Origin of the sequence: Methylomonas sp. ZR1 (assembly GCF_013141865.1) — a bacterium.
Taxonomy (GTDB): domain Bacteria; phylum Pseudomonadota; class Gammaproteobacteria; order Methylococcales; family Methylomonadaceae; genus Methylomonas.
Map to the genome: position 1 here is coordinate 283,632 of NZ_RCST01000001.1, position 20,293 is coordinate 303,924.

Sequence of the window (20,293 nt, forward strand, 5' to 3'; positions counted from 1 at the left end):
GATTATGATTATGCCGATATTTAAAAAAAAGTTGTTGTATTGTTTGATAGCTTCTGCCCTTGTTTCTAGTATTGTTGGGTGTTCTCAGCCTTTACTTGAGGATATGCAACAGACTGCTGACTATACTTATCAGATAGGGCCTGGCGATAGTGTCAATATTTTTGTTTGGGGAAACCCAGAGTTATCTACATCAGCGCCAGTGCGTCCGGATGGAAAGATAACTGTTCCTTTAGTAGAAGAATTGTTGGCCAGTGGTAAAACGCCATTTGAACTTGCTCGGGACATTGAGAAGGTGCTTTCGACTTATATAAAAAGTCCACAGGTAGTTGTTATGGTTAGCGGATTCAAAGGGATTAGCACTCAGCAAATCAGGGTCATTGGGAGAATTGGCGGTGGCGGTGGTGGAGCCAGTGGTGGAGCTGGTGGTGGAGCTGGTGGTGGTGGCGTAGGACGTTACCAGGGTAAATCTATTCCATACGAGAGGGGAATGACGCTATTGGATGTTATTATTCAAATTGGTCTGAACCAATATGCTGATGGTAATAGAGCCAGTGTTATCAGGGATGTGAATGGAGAATTGAAGCCGTTTGGCGTAAGGATTGACGACCTCATTGATGATACAGATTTGTCAGCTAATGTCTTGATGATGCCTGGGGACATTTTAATTATTCCCGATGCGTATTTTTAAGTGTTTGTAAGAAGGTAGACTTTTTCTGTAGGTAGTATGTCCATTAATTTTAGATTGAAAACAACGGCTAGTTTAATATGCAGCAAGATCTTTCCGAAGTTTATTTTTATTTGAAAGGTACTTTAAAGTACAAGCGCCTTGCCATCGTTTTCGCTTTGGTTGTTTGTTCAGCTGCTTGGGCGTACATTTTTATGATGCCTGATAAATTTGAATCGAAAGCCAAAGTTCATATTGATTCAGCTACAGTGATTAGGCCTCTCATGAGAGGTATGGTTATAGAGCCTGATATATCTGCGCTGATCAGAATAATCCAGCAGCTAATGTTTACGAGACCTAATCTTGAAAAAATTATTTCGCTATCTCAGCTAAGTAGATCGCAGGATAGCTCAGGATCTGCTACGGAATTGATTGAGAAACTTAAGAAGGACATAACAATTGCAGGAGGCAGAGGAGATATATTCGATATTGCTTATACCTCACAAGATCCTGAAGTTGCGAAGAGTGTGGTCCAGGCTGTTCTTACAGTGTTTTCTGAACAAACAGAGGGCAAAGCATTGGCTGATGCGAGTGATGCGCAACGTTTCATCGAACAGCAGATACGAGAATACGAGATTAGGCTGCAAGATGCTGAAAAAGCGAAAGAAGAATTTAAACGCGCAAACATTGATTTACTTAACGGCTCAGATCAATTTCAGAGTTTGCAGAAAATGAAGGAGCAGTATCTAGATGCCAACACGGCTCTAGATCAAGCTATTTCTCGACGAAATGTATTAGCGGAGCAGGTTGCTGAAATCCAAGAGTCTGAAGAAGACTGGGGTCTGCCGACATCCACTCAGGAAGTATCTGCAGATAATGCAAGAATAGAATCTTTGAAAGATAAGCGCACTGAATTGTTGCTGAAATACACCGAACGCCATCCGGAAATAATAGAAATCGATAAGCTGATTGACACGCTGAAAAGTCAAGAAAATCAAACTAAGACGAGTCAGACGCAAGCAAATGGAGATATACAGGCAGGTCTTTCCGAAAGTATTGGCGCCGAGAAAATGGCGAATCCCTATGTTCAGGCGTTAAAAATGGGGTTTGACAATGCTCAGGCTGAAGTTGCTTCTAGTCAAACTTTGGTTGATTCAATTCGAAACAGGATAGCAAAGCTTGAAGAAGGTTTGAATGAAAGATTGACCATAGAAACGGAAATGAAAAATCTTAACCGGGACTATGAAACGATAAGCGGCAAGTACGCCGAGTTGCTGGATCGGCGTGAACAGGCTCATATTACCGAACGCGTTGATGATCAGACATCTCGTTTGAAATTTAAAATTGCTGATCCCCCTAGTAAGCCCAACAAGCCTAGCTCACCTAATAGAAAATTATTTTATTCTTTCGCGCTTTTGGTTGGGGTTATTTTAGGATTTGGTGTCGCGTTTTTGGTTTATTTTATACGTCCAGTGTTCATGTCAACGAGACAAGTAAGGATTGTGACCGGCCTACCATCCTTAGGTAGTGTGTCTCTTACCTCGCAAGGCATAAGTCAAACTAATAATATTGACTGGTTACTTATTTCGACTTTTGCAATATTGCTAAGTGGTTATATCGGTATCATGATATTTGAGATATTCAAATAAAGCCGTATTAAACAGGTACACATATGAGCATTATAGAGAATGCGCTGAAAAAGGCAGGGAGCCAAGGGTTAGTTGTGGAAAATAATAGTCAAGAGTCGGCTACCACAGCTAAACCTGATAGGGGTTTCAGTGAAACCAATTTAGAATTGACTGGGTTGCGAGAATCTTCCGGGGCATTTTCGCCCGAACAACAGGTTGTTGTTGATTGGGCTAGTTTGGCGGAAAACGGTTTTATAGATAATAATAACGCAAAATCTCAGCTAGCTGAAGAATTTAGAGTTATTAAGAGGCCTTTGGTAAACAATATACAGGGCGCAGAAAATAATGGAATTAATCGTTCTAATTTAATTCTTATTTGCAGTAGTTTGCCTGGGGAAGGTAAGACATTTGTTTCAATTAATTTGGCTTTGAGTATTGCTAACGAAAGAGATAAAAAAGTTTTGCTTATAGATGCTGATGTGGAAAAGCCAAGTATATCAAAACAATTAGGGATTAATAGCCCTCGAGGCTTAATAGAGTATTTAGAAGATGATAAAGTAACTTTTTCAGATATTTTGTTAAAAACAGATCTTCCAAATCTTAGTTTAATTACAGCGGGTAAAAGACATAAATACTCAACAGAGTTGTTATCAAGTCAGCGGATGTATTTGTTCGCGGAAGAAGTGAGTCGGCGATACAAAGATCGAATTGTGATTTTTGATTCACCTCCGTTGTTAGTTGCTACTCAAGCCCAAATACTTGCGGAACTTGTAGGTCAAGTAGTGCTGGTGATTGCGGCGGAAGTAACCCCTCAGAGCGTGGTTAATGAGTCAGTTGCGAAGCTTAGTAATTGCGATGTTGTTATGACCCTTCTGAATAAAACAAGAAAAGAGATAGATATATACGGTCACAATTATAGTTATGGGAAATATGGACATTTGTGACAGTAATCGTCTTTCCGGTTTATCTCTAGCTACCTTGCTTTCTGGTTTAAGTGTTGGCATGGTTTTACATTCTAGCGTCGCAATGGCGCTAGATTGGAGATTTAGTCCGAGTTTGTCGGCGAGTGAAATATTTTCTGATAATTTGGCGCTTTCTGAAAATAACAAAAAGAGCGGTTTTGTCACCGAGATTAGTCCTGGAATTTCGTTGTATGGGAATTCTCCGTGGAGTAATTTCAATTTAAATTATCGTATGCAAGGTCTCTATAATGCGGGTGGTAGAGATGCTATAGATGTAAATCATCAGCTTAATATGAGTTCTTTGTATCAAGCTGTTCGTAATACTCTTTTTCTGGAAACTGCAAGCTCAATTAGCCAGCAAAATATTAGTAATTCCTTTGTTACGACTGATAATATTTCTGGGAACGGAGGGCGGACTGAAGTAAAGACATTTAGTATTTCACCCTATTGGACGCCTCGTTTTGGCCAGTTTGCAACGGGTTTAGCTAAAGTCGGTTATAGTAAGTCTTCCTTTGAGAATTTAAATGGATCTGCGGTCACGCCGCAGTTGTCGAGTTTAGTGTCTGATTCAGATACTATTACGCGCCAGGCTAGATTGTCCAGCGGCAGTTATTTTAATAGAATTAATTGGGGATTAAATTATTCGTCGCAAGAACAGAGTAGGGTTGTCGGGCAAGATGTTCGATTTGAACAATATCAAGGTAATGCCCGGTATTATATCAATAACAAATTCAACCTTTTCGGGCAAGCGGGGTTTGAAAATAACGATTTTCAGACCTCGGCCAACAGCATAAGTAATGGTTTTTTTTATACTGTAGGTGGTCAATGGACGCCAAGCAAGTGGTATTCGCTTGAGGTCGGTATTGGTAATAACAAGCATGCTACGTTGCAATTTAATCCATCGGAAAATCTTAGTTCGACTATTACGTATCGTAATAAAGATGTTGGGTTAAACACTGGCGATTCCTGGGATGCAAACTTTAATTATCGAGCTAAGCAGGCCACTATTGCATTCAATTATTCCCAGGAGACAACTACACAGCAGCAATTGTTTGCCGAGCAGGGGTTTTTTCTTCGGGATGCATCGGGTAGTTTGACTCAGGTGGTTAATACTCAAGATTTAATTGCTCAGGGATTTCTCACGCCGGGCCCTACTGATCCTGTGACCGGAAGATCATCTTTAATTCGAGGTCCCAATTTTAACAATACTCAATTAGTTTTCAATCCGTTTGATTTGGTCAACGACGTGATTATTAGAAAACGTGGAAATCTTTCTTTCTCGTACCAAACGGGCAAGAGCAGTTATACCGCTTCGGTATTTAACGAACGTAGAACATATGAGGTTCGTTCTGGAGAAGACATGTCATATGGTGTTACGGGTAGTTGGCAATGGCAATTTGCTTCTAGAATGGATCTTTATTTGCGGCCGTCTTGGCAGCACACCGACGGAGAGTTGACCAGCAATTCTCGATATGATGTTGCTTTGGGGGTTAGTAGGGGGATTCCGATTAATCTTGGGAGGCCCTTATTAATGGATACTAGGCTCGAGTTTCGACATATCAATCAAATATCTGATTCGTCTCAATTTAACGGTTATGTTGAAAACAGGGCGACAGCCAATTTTAACGTACGATTCTAAATAGAAACTACATGTACGACGGATTTTATAATCTCACCCAAAAGCCTTTTCAGTTAAGCGCCGACCCAGATTTCTTTTTCCAGAGCTCTGTGCATAAGCGTGCTTTAGCTTATATGCATTACGGCTTGACGCAAGGTGAAGGCTTTGTGCTCGTTATCGGCTCACCTGGCACAGGTAAAACTATGCTGGTAAAGAGTTTGATAAAAAATTTGAATAAGGAGAAATTGTTAATTGGTGTGATGATGACTTCTCAAGTGGGTCCCGAAGACACCTTGCGGATGGCTGCATCGACATTTGGTTTTTCATTTTCCCTAACGGATAAAGCTAGTTTATTATCGGGATTCGAAAAATTTATCGCTGAAAAAGCCAGAGAGGGGAGGCGATTATTGTTAATCGTAGATGAAGCACAAAATTTGCCTAAACAGTCCTTGGAAGAGTTGCGCATGCTTACCAATTTGGATGTAAACGGCAATCCCGTTTTTCAGGTGTTTCTGGTTGGGCAAACCGAATTGAAACGTACTGTATACTCCGCGGATATGGAGCAGCTGAAACAACGGATTGTATCCACATTTCAACTTGATCCGTTGGATTTGGAAGAGACTAAAGAATATATACTTTTTAGGTTGCAAACTGCCGGCTGGACGGGAACTCCCGAGTTTACGCCCAGTGTTTTCGAGGTAATTCATGAGTTTAGCGGCGGTATTCCTAGGCGCATTAATTCCTTGTGTGATCGTCTGCTATTGTTCGGTTATTTGGAGGAGTTGAAGCTGCTGGATGAGCAGGCGGTCACCAAAGTGATTGTCGAGGTTAAGGAAGAAATGCTACTCGAAGCCGCTGACGAGGAGTATGAGAATTCCATGCCGCCTTTACATCGTTTCAGTGGTGTTGACTCAGAATCTCTTGAGCATCGGATTGCCAGGCTAGAAGACGTTGTCACTAATCTTCGAAACAGTCTGAATAAAGAAAAAGCGTTGCTTAGAAAAGCTATTCTGCTGCAATTGGATATGGATGCCGTATACAGCGATACAACAACCTCCCTGGATTAAAAAATGTTCCCTAAAGTCTTGGTTTGCGTGGTTGGCGCGCGACCTAATTTCATGAAAATGGCGCCCATTATTAGACAGTTGCAAGCTGTTAGCCATTTGATCACTCCTTATTTGGTGCATACCGGTCAGCATTACGACCAGGCCATGAAAGATACTTTTTTCCAACAGCTCGGTATTCCGGAGCCGGACAAAGATTTGGGGGTCGGATCTGGCAGTCACGCCGTGCAGACTGCAAATGTCATGTTGCGCTTTGAGCCGGTTTTGGATGAGGTTAAGCCTTTTGCGGTATTGGTTGTCGGTGACGTCAATTCCACCATCGCCTGTGGGTTGGTCGCAGTGAAAAAGAACATTCCACTGATTCATGTTGAAGCCGGTTTAAGAAGTTATGATCGGCAAATGCCGGAAGAGATTAACCGGATTTTGACTGACCAGCTATCTGACTTGCTATTCACTACGGAACGTGCGGCGGCGGATAATTTGACAAGGGAGGGGATTGCAGAACTGCGGATATGCTTTACTGGGAACGTGATGATCGACACGCTTTTGGCTAACTGCCAGCAAGCCTCTTCTTTGGCGGAAACATTGCAGCGATACGGTTCTAAGCAGGTTGTTTCGGAAAAAGCTTACGCCTTATTAACATTACACCGACCTTCTAATGTTGACGACCCCGAAACACTGGAGCGCTTGGTTCGGGTAGTGGGTGATATTAGTGAAAAACTCCCTGTGATATTCCCGGTTCACCCACGCACACAGCAAAAAATTGCGGAAGCGGGTTTGCTGCAATTATTGCCGCAACAGCGAGTGATTATGTTGCCGCCGGTGGCATATCTGGAAATGCTTGGTTTGATGCAAGCAGCCCAATTGGTTTTGACTGATTCCGGCGGCTTGCAGGAAGAAACCACCGCATTGGGTGTGCCTTGTGTGACTTTGCGGGAAAATACCGAAAGGCCGATTACGATCACCGAGGGCACGAATACTATTGTGGGAACCGATCCGGCCAAAATCATGCAATGTGTTGATGATATTTTGCACACTGGCGGTAAGAGTGGTCGAGTCCCGGAATATTGGGACGGTAAAGCGGCTGATCGCATCGTCGACGAAATTCTGCGTCGTTATGAGTTGGCAGGGTAAAGCAATATGAATTTGCCTGTGCGGGTTAATGCCATGACGGTCGATGTCGAGGATTATTTTCAGGTCTCGGCTTTTGAGGCGAATATTCAGCGTAATCAGTGGGATGCTTTACCTCACCGGGTAGAGCAAAACACCCAGAGAATTTTGGATTTGTTTGCTCAGCATCAAGTAAAAGCAACGTTTTTTACCTTGGGCTGGGTGGCTGAGCGTTACCCGCAGTTGGTTAAACGGATTGTCGATGAAGGGCATGAACTCGCGTCGCATGGTTATCAGCACACCCGGGTAACCGAACAAACACCGGAGCAGTTCCGGGAAGACATTAGAATTGGCCGGCAGATTCTTGAAGATATTGGTGGTCAGCCAATTGTGGGTTATCGGGCGGCTAGTTATTCAATTGGCGCCAAAAATCTTTGGGCCTTAGAAGTCCTTGAAGGTGAAGGCTTTCAGTACAGTTCCAGTATTTATCCGGTCAAGCATGATTTATACGGTATGCCTGGAGCTCCTCGCTTCGCCTATCGGCCGGGCAACGCGCCGAAACTGTTGGAAATTCCGATTACTACATTAAAAATTCTGAATCGTAATATTCCCTGCGGCGGCGGCGGATTTTTTAGATTGTATCCGTATCAATTTTCGAAATGGGCTTATCGCCACCTCAATAAATACGAAAACCAGTCTGGCATTTTTTATTTCCACCCTTGGGAAATAGATCCAGAGCAACCGCGGCAGCATGACCTGTCATTTAAAACCCGCTTTAGACATTATCTGAATCTGGGGCGAATGGAAAATCGTCTTAACAGCTTACTTGCTGATTTTGCTTGGGATACCATGCAGAGCGTGTTTCTAAGCAAACAAACAGACACATCATCATAGTCAGTCATGATCAAATTACTTGAGCCTTCCCAAAGAGAGCGTTGGGATCACTATGTCATGGCTTCGGCCGATGGCAGCTTTTTTCATTTATCGGCCTGGCAGCAAGTGATAAAGCAGGCTTTCGGGCATAACACCTATTATTACTACACAGAGCAAGATGGCGAAATTACCGGTATTTTGCCCTTGACTCATGTCAATAGCTTGTTGTTTGGTAATTCTTTGGTTTCAAACGCATTTTGTGTTTATGGTGGAATTGTCGCAAGCAATGATGAAGCCTTCGCAGGCTTACAAAGCAAAGCGCAACAACTGGCTAGGGAATTGGGCGTGGATAGTCTGGAGATGAGAAGTCGACAACAGCATCACCCGGATTGGCCGCACAAAGAACTCTATGTCACGTTTAGAAAAGAACTCGATCCAGATGTCGAAAAAAATCTGAATGCGATTCCGCGTAAACAGCGGGCAATGGTGCGGGCCGGCATTAAAGCCGGTCTTACCAGTGTCATAGACGATAATGTCGAACGTTTGTATCGTGCCTATTCCGAAAGTGTCCGGAATTTAGGCACCCCGGTTTTTCCGAAAAGATATTTTCAAATTTTGCAGGATGTATTTGGTGAGAGTTGCGAGGTGCTCACGATAGAGCACGAAGGTCAATTAGTGGCCAGCGTAATGAGTTTTTATTTCAAGGACGAGGTTTTGCCGTATTACGGCGGCGGCACCGACGCAGCCCGTGATTTGAAAGGCAACGATTTCATGTATTGGGAAGTGATGCGGCGTGCGGTGGAAAAGGGCTGCAAGATTTTCGATTATGGTCGCAGTAAAGTTGGCACGGGCTCTTATCGCTTTAAAAAGCACTGGGGTTTTGAACCGGAACCGCTCTATTACGAGGTTGATCTGGTTAAAGCCACACAAATACCCGAAATCAATCCGCTAAATCCTAAATACCGCTTGTTTATTGCGGCTTGGAAGCGTTTGCCTTTGCCGCTTAGTCAGCTAATTGGCCCTTGGCTTGCCAAGGACTTAGGCTAATGGAAAAGCCTAAATTACTTTACTTGGTCCATCGTATTCCTTATCCGCCCAACAAGGGCGATAAGATTCGTTCATTTCATTTTTTGCAGGCGTTAGCCGCCGAATACCGGATATTCCTCGGTACCTTTATCGATGATCCTGATGACAGGCGGCATATCGACGCCTTAAAGTCTTTCTGTGCGGATACTTGCTGTATCGAATTAAATCCCAAGATCGGTAAAATTAAAAGTTTGGCAGGCTTGTTGAGTGGAGAAGCCTTGAGTTTGCCGTATTACCGAAACCGTGGGTTGCAAGAGTGGGTGGATAAGACTATTAACGAACAGAGTATTGAACGGGCGATGATTTTTTCATCGCCGATGGCGCAATACGTAGAGAAATATACCAACTTGTATTGTGTAGCCGATTTTGTCGATGTCGATTCCGACAAATGGCAGCAATATGCCTTCAGCAAGCGCTGGCCAGCCAATTGGGTTTACCGGCGTGAAGCCGAAAAGCTTTTGGCCTATGAGCGACGTATCGCAGCATGGGCTGATGCGACAATATTCGTATCCGAACAAGAAGCCGGTTTGTTCAAAGCTTTGGCGCCTGAATGGGCAAGCAAAATTGGTTTTGTGAACAACGGTGTGGATACGGATAGTTTCGATCCGGATTTGTCTTGGCAAACGCCCTTTCCGGCCAAGCAGCACGCTATAGTTTTCACGGGAGCGATGGATTATTGGGCCAATGTCGATGCGGTCAAATGGTTTGCCGAGCAGGTATTGCCAGTTATTAAAAGCCGCCTGCCTAAAGTACATTTTTATATAGTGGGTTCCAAGCCTGCCAAAGAGGTGTTGCAACTGGCGGATAAAGACTCAGGCGTCATTGTGACCGGTCGGGTTGACGATGTCAGGCCCTATGTAGCTTATGCTGACGTTGTCGTCGCACCCTTGCGAATTGCCAGAGGGATTCAAAACAAGGTGTTGGAAGCGATGGCGATGGCGAAGCCGATAGTGGCTACTACGGCGGCTATGGAAGGTATACCTGGTGGGGCGGATCTGCAGGTGGCGATAACCGACGCTCCCGAAGACTTTGCCTGCCAAGTTTTACGGTTTTTGAGTCAGCCGGTCGAATCGGCTAACATCAATCGCCGCTATGTGGAAAGCGATTTCAGTTGGGAGCAGAACGGCCAACGCTTGTGCCGATTGATAGCGGGCGAGTCTGCATAAATGTCCAAGCCGTTACCGCCGTTAATCGTGCACATCATTTATCGGTTAGGAATTGGCGGTCTGGAGAACGGCCTGGTCAATATCATCAACAATCTACCGGAAGACAGTTACCGGCATGCCATTATCTGTTTGGCGGATAGTACCGAATTCAGCCAACGTATCAAACGGCAAGATGTGATCGTTCACCAGTTGCATAAACGGCCAGGGCAGGATTGGAAGTCGTTTTATACAGTTTATCGCTTGTTGAAACAATTGCAGCCCGCTATCGTGCATACCCGTAATTTAGCGGCAATCGAATATCAGGTTTGCGCGTTGTTAGCTGGTGTGTCTTATCGCGTACATGGCGAGCATGGCTGGGATGTCTTCGATCCGGATGGCAGTAATGTCAAATATCAATGGCTAAGGCGGGGTTTAGGTTTAATCATTCATCGCTTCATTCCTTTGTCGCAGCATTTACAGGATTATCTGCTGAATCGAGTGGGCATTTCTTCAGATAAAATCACGCGAATCTGTAACGGTGTCGATACCAAAACGTTTTATCCTCGTGCCGGAAGTAGACAAATACCGGACGGTTGCTCACTGAATTTGCATGAAAAGCTGGTGATCGGTACGGTCGGGCGCATGCACGGCGTGAAAGATCAATTGACGCTGGTTAGGGCGTTTATCGATGCTTGTCAAGAATCCCCGGAATTTGCCCAAATAACCCGATTGTTTATGATTGGTGACGGGCCTTTGCGAGCCGAAGCGCTTGAGTTATTGAGTGCCGCCAGCCTTACTGATAAAGCCTGGTTGCCCGGCGAACGTAACGACATTGCAGAAATCCTGCGTAGCCTGGATATTTTCGTATTACCTTCTAAGGCGGAAGGCATTTCCAATACTATATTGGAAGCGATGGCTAGTGGTTTGCCGGTTATAGCGACTCGTGTCGGCGGTAACCCCGAGTTGGTGTTGGATGGAAAGACCGGATGCCTGGTAGAAAAAGAGGATGTAGCGGGATTGTCATTCGCGATGCGTGATTTGGCGTTGGATGATAGCAAACGGCAGCAACTCGGCGCAGCTTCGCTTAGGCGGATTCAGGCGGAATTTTCAATCGATAGCATGGTGGATCGCTATCGGCAAGTTTATGACAAGCAGTAAATGATTCAGAGAGAACTCATATGTGCGGCATAGTCGGTATTTTCGATATTACAGGTGCTAGTGAAATAGACCGCAACTTGTTGTCGCGGATGAACGAATCCCAGTTTCACCGGGGGCCCGACGAAGGCGGTTTGCATACCGAGCCCGGTTTGGGTTTTGGACACCGCAGACTGTCCATTATTGACTTGTCCAGCGGTCAACAACCCATGCATAGTCAGGATGGCAATGTGGTGTTGACTTATAACGGCGAGGTCTACAATTTTCCGGAATTGCGAGAAGAATTGGAGGCATTGGGCTTTAGTTTCAGGACGCATTGCGATACAGAAGTCATTCTCTATGCTTGGCAGGCTTGGGGTGAGTCGTGCGTGGAACGCTTGCGCGGCATGTTTGCATTTGGAATTTGGGATAGGCCGCGGCAGACCTTATTTTTGGCTAGAGATCGTCTCGGCGTAAAACCGCTGTTTTATGCTGAATTAAGTAACGGTCAGTTCATTTTCGGTTCCGAACTGAAAGCATTAAAACAACACCCTTTACTGCCAAAAAATGTTGACCCTACTGCGGTAGAGGACTATTTCGGCTTTGGCTATATTCCCGATCCAAAAACCATATATAAAGGTGTTTACAAGCTTGAGCCTGGATATTGTTTAACGATTAAACGAGGACAGAACGGTTTTCGACCTAAACAATATTGGGATGTTAAATTTCAGACGGCCCCTGCGGGCAACGCAGTAGAAGCCGGTGAAGAGTTAATCGAGCGCTTGCGCGAGGCTGTGAAAATTAGAATGGTCGCTGACGTGCCATTGGGGGCATTTCTGTCTGGCGGCGTCGATTCCAGTGGTGTCGTGGCATTGATGGCAGGACTATCCAAAGATCCGGTCAATACTTGTTCGATTTCCTTTGGCGATCCTAAATTTAACGAAGCGCAATTCGCCGCTCAGGTTGCGGACCGCTATCACACTGCACATAGAGTCGAACAAGTCGATCCCGAAGACTTTAGTTTGATTGATCAATTGTCCGGTTTGTATGACGAGCCCTATGCCGACAGTTCTGCGTTACCTACTTACCGGGTTTGCGAATTGGCTAAGAAGCAGGTGACCGTGGTGTTATCTGGCGACGGCGGCGACGAGAATCTGGCTGGTTACAGGCGCTATCGTTGGCACACCTATGAAGAGAGGATGAGGGCATTATTGCCTGATGCGTTGCGGATGCCTTTGTTCTCTGCCTTGGGCAAGGTATATCCAAAGCTGGATTGGGCTCCCAAGGTATTAAGGGCAAAAACAACATTCGAGTCTATTGGTAGAGATTCGATGGCTGGTTATTTTCACAGTGTCTCGGTACTCTCCAACGGCATGCGCAGCCAATTATTTAGTGATAATCTAAAGAGCGAGTTGCAGGGTTATCAAGCTATTGAAGTATTCCGTCGGTATAGTCAGCAAGCCCCTGATCATCCCTTGTCGATGGTGCAATATTTGGATTTAAAAACTTATTTGGCTGGAGATATTCTGACTAAGGTTGATCGGGCTAGTATGGCCCATGCCTTGGAGGTCCGGGTGCCGTTGCTAGATCACAAGTTAGTGGAGTGGATGGCAACCTTGCCACCTAATTTAAAACTGCATGGGCGAGAAGGTAAATATCTATTCAAGAAGGCATTGGAACCTTATCTACCTAATGATATTCTTTATCGTCCCAAAATGGGTTTTGCGGTGCCATTAAGTAACTGGTTTAGAGGGCCATTAAAGGGGCGAGTGCAGCAGGCATTGCTGGGGGAAACTCTGAAAAGCACAGGGTGGTTCGATGACGCTTATTTGCATCATTTGGTTACTCAGCATCAGTCCGGGCTGCGCGATTACAGCGCGTCAATTTGGTCATTGCTGATGTTTGAAGCGTTTATTCGAAATAGTTAAATGATCGACTTTCAAATTCTGGATCTGTACCTGTGTGCAATAGACAGATACAAGGTATTTTGCTAGAGTGCGAACCAATTCAAAGTTTAATTTAAGAGGGTTCCAGATGAACAGAATAGATGAACAGAAACGTACTGCAGAAGAATCCCAGCACGTTGGTAGATCACTTGATAAATCCAGAAGATCTTTCGCGAAAGCCGGTGTGATCGCGCCGGTTTTAATGACACTCACAAGTAAGACCGCTTTAGGCAGCGTGTATCAATGTACTATCTCAGGAGTGCAATCAGGCAATGTGTCGAGTCATTCCGAGGATATGTCGGTTTGTAGAGCTGGACATACAGCGTTAGCCTGGAGTGGTAATGTCGATACCATTGATGTAAATACTCAGTCTGGCACCCATCCAAATATCAACGACTGGATCACCGCGAGAATCAATCCTTTTTTGGTGAGTAAATCGTGGCCGAAAAACACCACAAACTATACTTATAAGTATTACAAATCTAATAGTTGGGTAAGCGCTTCAACATCTGCCCAAATTAAGATGTGTCAATTGATAGTCAGTAACTTCCCTAAGACAAGCACCAATGTAGATAGCTCAGGAAAGACCACAGAAACGTATGGTGCAACTACTTTTTCATCCGTATTTGGTTCTGCGTCGGCTACAACCACGTTTTTTGAAACATTGCTTTATAGTCCTAGTGTGGACATCCGCGGAGCCGCTAGTGTTGATTATCTCAACGCTATTTTAGGGTTAATACCTGATGTTAGCGCCGAAGACATCAAAAAACTTTACCTTCTGGGAATTAATTCAGCAAACACTTTTTATGACGGGAGTTTGTTAGTTTCTAATTCTGAAGCGGCTAAGGAGTTACTTAGAAGTCTGGTTCCTCTTTAATTTGTGGCTTGGACTCTTTCCTCAAGTTTTCCTGTTCAGATAGCATTGCTTGATAAGCAGGCCATAGTTTTTCATCACGGTAGTGGAGAAACTCATCGTTTAGATGAGGAGGCGAGCTTAATATTATTGACAATTATGCATTCTCAAGCACCGATTGGTGAATCAACCTTGCTAAATATGGCTATTGATGCAGGTCTGCAGAGAATTGATCAGCAATCTTTAGCGGGCATATTAGGCGTGTTGCAGAGCATTCAACTTGTTGAAAATATATAAATATTTTGCGCGGACCTAATTCCACTTCATCTTTGATAGCGTCTGGGCAGTTTGTTATCAGGATTGGCCCTTTTTCAATTAGAATTCATTCTGCTATACCGTCAGTTCAGCAGGGTATCATTGAGCTTTACTCTGCCTATGCCATATTACCCCCAGATACATTTTGCGACTTTTATGTCCGCTTAATTCAGCCTGCGGGCGTAAGACGTTTCTTTCGCAAACAGGTGCTATTTGCCTTTGATCAATTTATTCCTTTCAAGCCTTTGCCTTATGTGCAGGCATTTCCATTCTTTGAATGGGGGTTGAACTGGTGTATATCCGGCTACTCACACCGGTTTCTAATTATTCACGCCGCCGTGGTGGAACGAAACGGTAAAGCGTTAATTTTACCTGGTGCGCCGGGGTCAGGTAAGAGCACATTGTGCGCAGCATTAATCAACAACGGTTGGCGACTATTATCTGATGAGTTAACTTTGGTGGATCGAGCAACCGGGCATGTTGTTCCGGTACCGCGTCCAGTTAGTTTGAAAAACGAATCAATATCGGTGATCGCGGATACTTTTCCATTTTGCCAATTCAGTCCTGTTGTTCATGATACATTGAAAGGATCGGTTTGTCTGATGAAGCCACCCTCCGAATCGGTGTCAAAAGCTGACCAAACCGCCCTGCCATGCTTGGTTGTATTTCCGAAATATCAAGCAGAATCATCCTTGAGTGTATCTGCGGTGCCAAAGGCTGAGGCGTTCATGCGGCTGGCGGACCTTTCATTCAATTACAGTGTACTAGGTGCGCAGGGTTTTGAGACCATGTTGGGTCTGGTAAACAGCTGTCAGGCGTATGATTTCATTTACGATGGCGATTTTAACCATGCGTCTGATTTATTTGTGCAATTATTGGATGATGTACGCTAGAGAGTCGCATGATGCCTGATTTGTTGAATGAATACTTGATGCTCAAGGCGAAAGATAGTATTGACTCGAATTCCGATTGGGAGCTGTTGTTAAGGCAAGCAAGGAGCGCCGGAGTATTGGCCAGACTGGCATTTTTCCAGAAAAAATTTCTACTATTCAACCCGCCACAGCATTTTGCATATCACCTCGATTCAGCCGAGACTTATTGGTTGTCTCAAAAGCGCATCGTCAATTGGGAGTTGCATAACCTGTTGCAGGTTTTTAAGCTTTTGAATATTCGGTTAATTTTGTTGAAAGGCACCGCTTATTCGGCATCCGGATTGAATGCTGGTTTGGGGCGCGTATTCAGCGATATTGATATACTGGTGCCGAAGACTCAGTTGAAACAGGTCAAAGATGCGTTGAAATGGCATGGATGGCTTCCTGAACCGATGGATAATTACGATCAGCGCTATTACGAGCAGTGGATGCATGAATTGCCGCCGCTTAGGCATATCAAGCGTGGGACTTCGCTGGATATTCACCACAATATACTTCCGCAAACCTGCAATTTATACCCTGATGCCGAGTTGTTGCTAAAAGCCGCTGTCAAGATAACCGATACCGATTATTGGGTTTTGGCCCCCGAGGATATGGTTCTCCATAGTGCCAGCCATTTATTCTGGGGAGGAGAGTTTGAAAATGGTTTGCGCGATTTGAGCGACATCGATTTGCTCCTACGCGAATTTAGTGGCAACGATCCAAGTTTTTGGGAAAACCTGCATCATCGAGCGGAAATGTTGGGATTGGGTAAGCCCTTGTTTTACGCCCTCCGTTATGCCACCAAAATATTGGCAACGCCGGTTCCTGAAAGTGTCATTGAGGCTTCTACCATCTATGCGGGAGGCGGAAAAAACCGAGTTATGGACTATCTTTTCTCGCAAGCCCTAAAACCACACCATTCTAGCTGCATGGATAGCCTGACAGGCTTTGCTCGTTGGCTGTTGTTTCTTCGCTCGCATTGGTTAAAAATGCCCTTGCATATACTAGTGCCGCATTTAATCAGAAAGGCTTGGTTTCGGCTGGCTGACAATACAAAAACCACATAAATCATGGCAATCATGTCGAACCCGGCAAGTTGCCAATAGGAATATTCCTTAACCCGTTCTTGACATGAAGATATTACACATATTGGATCACTCCATTCCGTTGCACAGCGGATACACCTTCCGTACTCGTGCGATTCTCGAGCAACAACGCAAATTGGGTTGGGAGACGTTTCATGTCACATCCGCCAAACATCAAGTCGCGGAAGCTCCCATTGAAACCGTTGACGGGCTGACCTTTTATCGTTCTGTTATCCCACAAGGTTTAGCGGCGAAATTGCCGGTTTTAAATCAATGGGCCATCGTACAATCGTTGGCGGAACGGCTGGACGAAATTATTCCGCAGATTAAACCGGACATTCTGCACGCCCATTCGCCCGCGTTGAACGGGCTTGCGGCATTAAAGGTAGCAAAAAAATACGGATTGCCGTTGTTCTACGAATGCCGGGCATTTTGGGAAGATGCGGCCGTCGATCATGGCACCACCCATGAAGGTAGTTTACGTTACCGATTGACTAAGGCATTGGAAACACATGTTTTTAAGCGTGCCGATGCGGTGACGACTATTTGCGAAGGTCTGCGCCGGGATATCATAGGCCGCGGAGTCGCGGCGGAAAAAATTACCGTGATTCCCAACGCCGTCGATATCGATAAATTTACCTACGGCGAGGCCGCCGAGCCAAACTTGCAAGCAGAGCTGGGATTGAGCGGCAAAATTGTGCTCGGTTTTATCGGGTCTTTTTATGCTTATGAGGGGTTATTGCTATTGCTGGATGCATTGCCGGCGATTATCCAGCAGCAGCCTGATGTGCGTTTGTTGTTAGTGGGCGGTGGGCCGCAACAGCAACAAATCCTGCAGAAAATTGAGGCGCTGAGCTTACAGGATTGCGTTATTCTGCCCGGACGTGTCGCTCACGATCAAGTGCAGCGCTATTACAATCTGGTCGATATCTTTGTTTATCCGCGCTTGGCGATGCGCTTAACCGATTTGGTGACACCTTTAAAACCGCTGGAAGCCATGGCGCAAGGCCGCTTGTTGGTGGCTTCGGATGTCGGTGGGCATCATGAGTTAATTCGAGACAGGGAAACTGGCTATCTCTTCAAAGCGGGGGATAAGACAGCGTTGGCGCAAACGGTGTTGGCGGTCCTCAATCAGCAAGATCAATGGGAGCAAGTGCGGCGAGCCGGTAGGCGCTATGTCGAAGAAGAGCGTAATTGGCAGCGCAGTGTCAGTCATTATCAGGCTGTTTACGGCAGGATAATGGCGGGTAACGATGGCCGATAACTCGCCAAGGCTGATTGTTTTCAGTTCTTTGTATCCCAGTCGTGTCAGACCTAACGCTGGCGTTTTTATTCGCGAGCGTATGTCCAAAGTGGCTGGTCATTGTTCTTTAGTTGTCATTTCCCCGGTGCCTTGGTTCCCACTGCAAAGCCTAATTCAATGGTTTAAACCGAATTACCGGCCGCAACCGGATAAATACGAAAATCAAGACGGTATTTCTGTCTATTTCCCGCGTTTTTTATCGATACCCGGAATCGGACGATCTTGGGACGGCTTTTTTATGGCGTTGTGTAGTTTGGTGACTTGTCGAGAATTAAAAAAGAGCTTCCCATTTAATTTGATCGATGCACACTTCTCATACCCTGACGGCTATGCGGCCACGTTACTCGGGAAATGGTTTAAGGTGCCGGTTACCATCACTTTACGTGGCACAGAAGTGCCGTTGTCTAAAATTCCCAGTCGCCGCCATCGATTATTAAAAGCTCTTAATGATGCCGCCCGAGTATTTTCGGTATCGGATTCTTTAAGGCGGCACGTAGTGGATTTAGGCGCCGACCCTCAGAAAATCCAGGTGGTGGGCAACGGCATCGATACCGCGAAATTTTTTCCTATTGATAAAAAACAGGCAAGGCAGCATTGGCAAATTCCTGAAGGCGCCCAAGTACTGATTTCGGTCGGCGGATTGGTCGATAGAAAAGGCTTTCACCGGGTGATCGAAGTTTTGCCGGCATTAATAGAAAAATACCCGCGATTGCTATACTTGATCGTCGGAGGCGCTAGTCCGGAAGGCGATATTCGCAGTCGCTTGGAGCAACAAGTTGAAACGCTGAATATTGGCCAACATGTGCGTTTTCTTGGGGCTTTGCCCGCTGAACAATTGCACGGCCCATTATCGGCAGCCGATTTGTTTGTGCTGGCTACTGCCAACGAGGGCTGGGCCAACGTATTTTTGGAGGCTATGGCTTGCGGCTTGCCGGTGATTAGCACCGATGTTGGCGGCAATCGCGAGGTGGTTGCTGATGAAACATTGGGTACTATCGTGCCGTTTGGGGATGCTGACGCATTTTTAATGGCGCTTGATCATGCTTTGCAACGGCAGTGGGACCGGCAAGCTCTTGTAAATTATGCGGCTGATAACTCTTGGGATAAGCGGGTGGATATTTTGTTGGCGGAATTTAAAAAACTGGTGAGGTCATGAGCTTTTATACGTCTTTTTGTTCAACGGTAATCTTTCCGCTTCACGAAGCCTTAAAAAAGCATACTACCGTCAAAGTTAGGCGCGAAATGGAGCGCAGTCAATGGCTAAAACCTGACGAAATCAGACAATTGCAGTTGCAAAATTTACGCGCGTTTCTGCAAGATGTACAAGATCATGTACCTTACTACAGGCAGTTATTTGCTACTTTGGGATTTGAGCCGGCGAACCTTGATAGTGTGAAAAAATTAGCCGAGCTACCGTTGTTAAGTAAGCCGGAAATCAGGCAGCATCTTGATGAAATGAAAGCGGACGATGCTAAAAGACTCGCACGTTTCAACACTGGCGGTTCCAGTGGAGAACCATTGATTTTTTACATCGGTAGCCGCCGAGTTAGCCATGATGTCGCGGCAAAGTGGCGGGCTACCCGTTGGTGGGGTGTGGATATAGGCGATCCGGAAGCAGTAATCTGGGGGTCTCCAATCGAACTAGGGGCGCAGGATAAAATTCGGCTGTTGCGCGATAAATTGTTGCGTACACATTTGATTCCGGCGTTCGAAATGTCGTCGGAAAAGTTGGACGGCTTTGTTCGACAAATCCAGCAGATTCGCCCGAAAATGTTATTTGGTTATCCTTCCGCGTTGGCTCACATTGCCAGTCATGCTGAGAAGAGAGGTGTGGCATTGCATAATTTGGGGATTAAAGTGGCTTTCGTGACATCGGAACGGCTTTATGATCACCAGCGGACAAAAATAGAAAGCGTGTTTGCTTGTCCAGTCGCGAATGGTTACGGCGGGCGTGATGCCGGTTTTATCGCGCATCAGTGTCCCGAAGGCAGTATGCATATTACCGCTGAGGACATTGTCGTCGAGATTGTAGACAAACAAGGCCAGCCTTTACCTAACGGAGAGCTCGGTGAAATTGTGGTTACGCATATGGCAACCAGAGATTTTCCGTTTATTCGGTATCGTACTGGCGATATGGGAATATTGTCGGATAAAGTCTGTGCTTGCGGGCGCGGATTACCCGTGCTGGAGGAGATTCAAGGTCGAACCACCGATTTTGTAGTTGCTCAGGATGGAACGGTATTGCATGGCTTGGCATTGATTTATGTCTTGCGAGATTTAGAAGGCGTTGATTCCTTTAAAATCACCCAAGATAGTTTGGATAAAACCACTGTGCAAATTGTTAAAACCCTAAAATATCAAGCGGCTTACGAACAAAAAATCGTCGACGAATTTAAAAAACGTTTAGGACCAGCAGTTACCATCAATATCGAATATACCGATTACATTCCCAAGGAACGTTCAGGAAAGTTCCGTTATGTGATCAGTCACGTCAAGGCATAACTATATCGATCACTATGACAAAATTTGCAGGATGGATGGGGAGCGGTCTCCAGAAAGATGAATCTATCGCTTTGCTGGGGCAAATGACGGC

The 20,293-nt window shown here is 45.3% G+C and carries 18 protein-coding genes; all 18 read left to right on the forward strand.

Annotated features, from left to right (window positions below; translation table 11 throughout):
• Window positions 1–10 precede the first annotated feature (10 nt).
• The 18 genes from DDY07_RS01245 (at window position 11) to DDY07_RS01330 (ending at window position 20,202) form a co-directional block, all read left to right on the forward strand.
• Window positions 11–688, forward strand: a complete 678-nt coding sequence (locus DDY07_RS01245) for a polysaccharide biosynthesis/export family protein (protein ID WP_253734370.1) — start codon at window positions 11–13, stop codon at window positions 686–688.
• A gap of 77 nt (window positions 689–765) precedes the next feature.
• Window positions 766–2,313 (forward strand): XrtA system polysaccharide chain length determinant, encoded by a 1,548-nt coding sequence (locus tag DDY07_RS01250; protein WP_171694505.1) that lies wholly within the window; start codon window positions 766–768, stop codon window positions 2,311–2,313.
• 23 nt (window positions 2,314–2,336) lie between these two features.
• Entirely contained in the window at window positions 2,337–3,236 is a 900-nt protein-coding gene (locus DDY07_RS01255) for an XrtA-associated tyrosine autokinase (RefSeq protein ID WP_171694506.1), read from the forward strand.
• On the forward strand, window positions 3,214–4,893 hold the full coding sequence (locus DDY07_RS01260; RefSeq protein ID WP_253734371.1) for a TIGR03016 family PEP-CTERM system-associated outer membrane protein: 1,680 nt from the start codon (window positions 3,214–3,216) through the stop codon (window positions 4,891–4,893). Before DDY07_RS01255 ends, DDY07_RS01260 begins: the two co-directional genes overlap by 23 nt.
• Window positions 4,894–4,904: 11 nt before the next feature.
• Window positions 4,905–5,939 (forward strand): XrtA/PEP-CTERM system-associated ATPase, encoded by a 1,035-nt coding sequence (locus tag DDY07_RS01265; RefSeq protein ID WP_171694507.1) that lies wholly within the window; start codon window positions 4,905–4,907, stop codon window positions 5,937–5,939.
• A 3-nt stretch (window positions 5,940–5,942) separates the two neighbouring features.
• Window positions 5,943–7,070, forward strand: a complete 1,128-nt coding sequence (wecB, locus tag DDY07_RS01270) for a non-hydrolyzing UDP-N-acetylglucosamine 2-epimerase (protein WP_171694508.1) — start codon at window positions 5,943–5,945, stop codon at window positions 7,068–7,070.
• Window positions 7,071–7,076: 6 nt separating this feature from the next.
• On the forward strand, window positions 7,077–7,940 hold the full coding sequence (locus tag DDY07_RS01275) for an XrtA system polysaccharide deacetylase (protein WP_171694509.1): 864 nt from the start codon (window positions 7,077–7,079) through the stop codon (window positions 7,938–7,940).
• A gap of 6 nt (window positions 7,941–7,946) precedes the next feature.
• Window positions 7,947–8,966: a FemAB family XrtA/PEP-CTERM system-associated protein gene (locus DDY07_RS01280; RefSeq protein WP_171694510.1), complete on the forward strand. Its 1,020-nt coding sequence runs from the start codon at window positions 7,947–7,949 to the stop codon at window positions 8,964–8,966.
• Complete coding sequence (locus DDY07_RS01285) at window positions 8,966–10,171, forward strand: TIGR03087 family PEP-CTERM/XrtA system glycosyltransferase (protein ID WP_171694511.1); 1,206 nt, start codon at window positions 8,966–8,968, stop codon at window positions 10,169–10,171. Before DDY07_RS01280 ends, DDY07_RS01285 begins: the two co-directional genes overlap by 1 nt.
• Complete coding sequence (locus DDY07_RS01290) at window positions 10,172–11,308, forward strand: TIGR03088 family PEP-CTERM/XrtA system glycosyltransferase (RefSeq protein ID WP_171694512.1); 1,137 nt, start codon at window positions 10,172–10,174, stop codon at window positions 11,306–11,308.
• A gap of 20 nt (window positions 11,309–11,328) precedes the next feature.
• Window positions 11,329–13,212, forward strand: coding sequence for an XrtA/PEP-CTERM system amidotransferase (locus DDY07_RS01295; protein ID WP_171694513.1), 1,884 nt, complete (start codon window positions 11,329–11,331; stop codon window positions 13,210–13,212).
• A 106-nt stretch (window positions 13,213–13,318) separates the two neighbouring features.
• A complete protein-coding gene (locus tag DDY07_RS01300; protein WP_171694514.1) occupies window positions 13,319–14,107 on the forward strand; it encodes a hypothetical protein in 789 nt (262 codons plus the stop codon).
• Window positions 14,108–14,110: 3 nt separating this feature from the next.
• Window positions 14,111–14,380 (forward strand): hypothetical protein, encoded by a 270-nt coding sequence (locus DDY07_RS01305; RefSeq protein ID WP_171694515.1) that lies wholly within the window; start codon window positions 14,111–14,113, stop codon window positions 14,378–14,380.
• Between the two features lie 5 nt (window positions 14,381–14,385).
• Window positions 14,386–15,291, forward strand: coding sequence for an HprK-related kinase A (locus DDY07_RS01310; RefSeq protein WP_253734372.1), 906 nt, complete (start codon window positions 14,386–14,388; stop codon window positions 15,289–15,291).
• Window positions 15,292–15,299: 8 nt separating this feature from the next.
• A complete protein-coding gene (locus DDY07_RS01315) occupies window positions 15,300–16,379 on the forward strand; it encodes a nucleotidyltransferase family protein (RefSeq protein ID WP_253734373.1) in 1,080 nt (359 codons plus the stop codon).
• 64 nt (window positions 16,380–16,443) lie between these two features.
• The gene (locus DDY07_RS01320; protein ID WP_171694516.1) at window positions 16,444–17,661 is read left to right on the forward strand and encodes a TIGR04063 family PEP-CTERM/XrtA system glycosyltransferase; all 1,218 of its coding nucleotides are present in this window, start codon (window positions 16,444–16,446) and stop codon (window positions 17,659–17,661) included.
• 79 nt (window positions 17,662–17,740) lie between these two features.
• Window positions 17,741–18,856, forward strand: coding sequence for a glycosyltransferase (locus tag DDY07_RS01325; protein WP_253734374.1), 1,116 nt, complete (start codon window positions 17,741–17,743; stop codon window positions 18,854–18,856).
• Window positions 18,853–20,202 (forward strand): phenylacetate--CoA ligase family protein, encoded by a 1,350-nt coding sequence (locus tag DDY07_RS01330; RefSeq protein ID WP_171694518.1) that lies wholly within the window; start codon window positions 18,853–18,855, stop codon window positions 20,200–20,202. The genes DDY07_RS01325 and DDY07_RS01330 overlap by 4 nt, the downstream gene beginning before the upstream one ends.
• Window positions 20,203–20,293: the final 91 nt, after the last annotated feature.

Bases quoted from the DNA above. Each gene is read 5' to 3' on its own strand.
- DDY07_RS01280 (WP_171694510.1), top strand. From the start codon at position 7,947: ATGATCAAATTACTTGAGCCTTCCCAAAGAGAGCGTTGGGATCACTAT.
- DDY07_RS01330 (WP_171694518.1), top strand. From the start codon at position 18,853: ATGAGCTTTTATACGTCTTTTTGTTCAACGGTAATCTTTCCGCTTCAC.
- DDY07_RS01300 (WP_171694514.1), top strand. From the start codon at position 13,319: ATGAACAGAATAGATGAACAGAAACGTACTGCAGAAGAATCCCAGCAC.
- DDY07_RS01250 (WP_171694505.1), top strand. From the start codon at position 766: ATGCAGCAAGATCTTTCCGAAGTTTATTTTTATTTGAAAGGTACTTTA.
- DDY07_RS01245 (WP_253734370.1), top strand. From the start codon at position 11: ATGCCGATATTTAAAAAAAAGTTGTTGTATTGTTTGATAGCTTCTGCC.
- DDY07_RS01325 (WP_253734374.1), top strand. From the start codon at position 17,741: ATGTCCAAAGTGGCTGGTCATTGTTCTTTAGTTGTCATTTCCCCGGTG.
- DDY07_RS01265 (WP_171694507.1), top strand. From the start codon at position 4,905: ATGTACGACGGATTTTATAATCTCACCCAAAAGCCTTTTCAGTTAAGC.
- DDY07_RS01315 (WP_253734373.1), top strand. From the start codon at position 15,300: ATGATGCCTGATTTGTTGAATGAATACTTGATGCTCAAGGCGAAAGAT.
- DDY07_RS01285 (WP_171694511.1), top strand. From the start codon at position 8,966: ATGGAAAAGCCTAAATTACTTTACTTGGTCCATCGTATTCCTTATCCG.
- DDY07_RS01290 (WP_171694512.1), top strand. From the start codon at position 10,172: ATGTCCAAGCCGTTACCGCCGTTAATCGTGCACATCATTTATCGGTTA.
- wecB (WP_171694508.1), top strand. From the start codon at position 5,943: ATGTTCCCTAAAGTCTTGGTTTGCGTGGTTGGCGCGCGACCTAATTTC.
- DDY07_RS01275 (WP_171694509.1), top strand. From the start codon at position 7,077: ATGAATTTGCCTGTGCGGGTTAATGCCATGACGGTCGATGTCGAGGAT.
- DDY07_RS01295 (WP_171694513.1), top strand. From the start codon at position 11,329: ATGTGCGGCATAGTCGGTATTTTCGATATTACAGGTGCTAGTGAAATA.
- DDY07_RS01320 (WP_171694516.1), top strand. From the start codon at position 16,444: ATGAAGATATTACACATATTGGATCACTCCATTCCGTTGCACAGCGGA.
- DDY07_RS01260 (WP_253734371.1), top strand. From the start codon at position 3,214: ATGGGAAATATGGACATTTGTGACAGTAATCGTCTTTCCGGTTTATCT.
- DDY07_RS01255 (WP_171694506.1), top strand. From the start codon at position 2,337: ATGAGCATTATAGAGAATGCGCTGAAAAAGGCAGGGAGCCAAGGGTTA.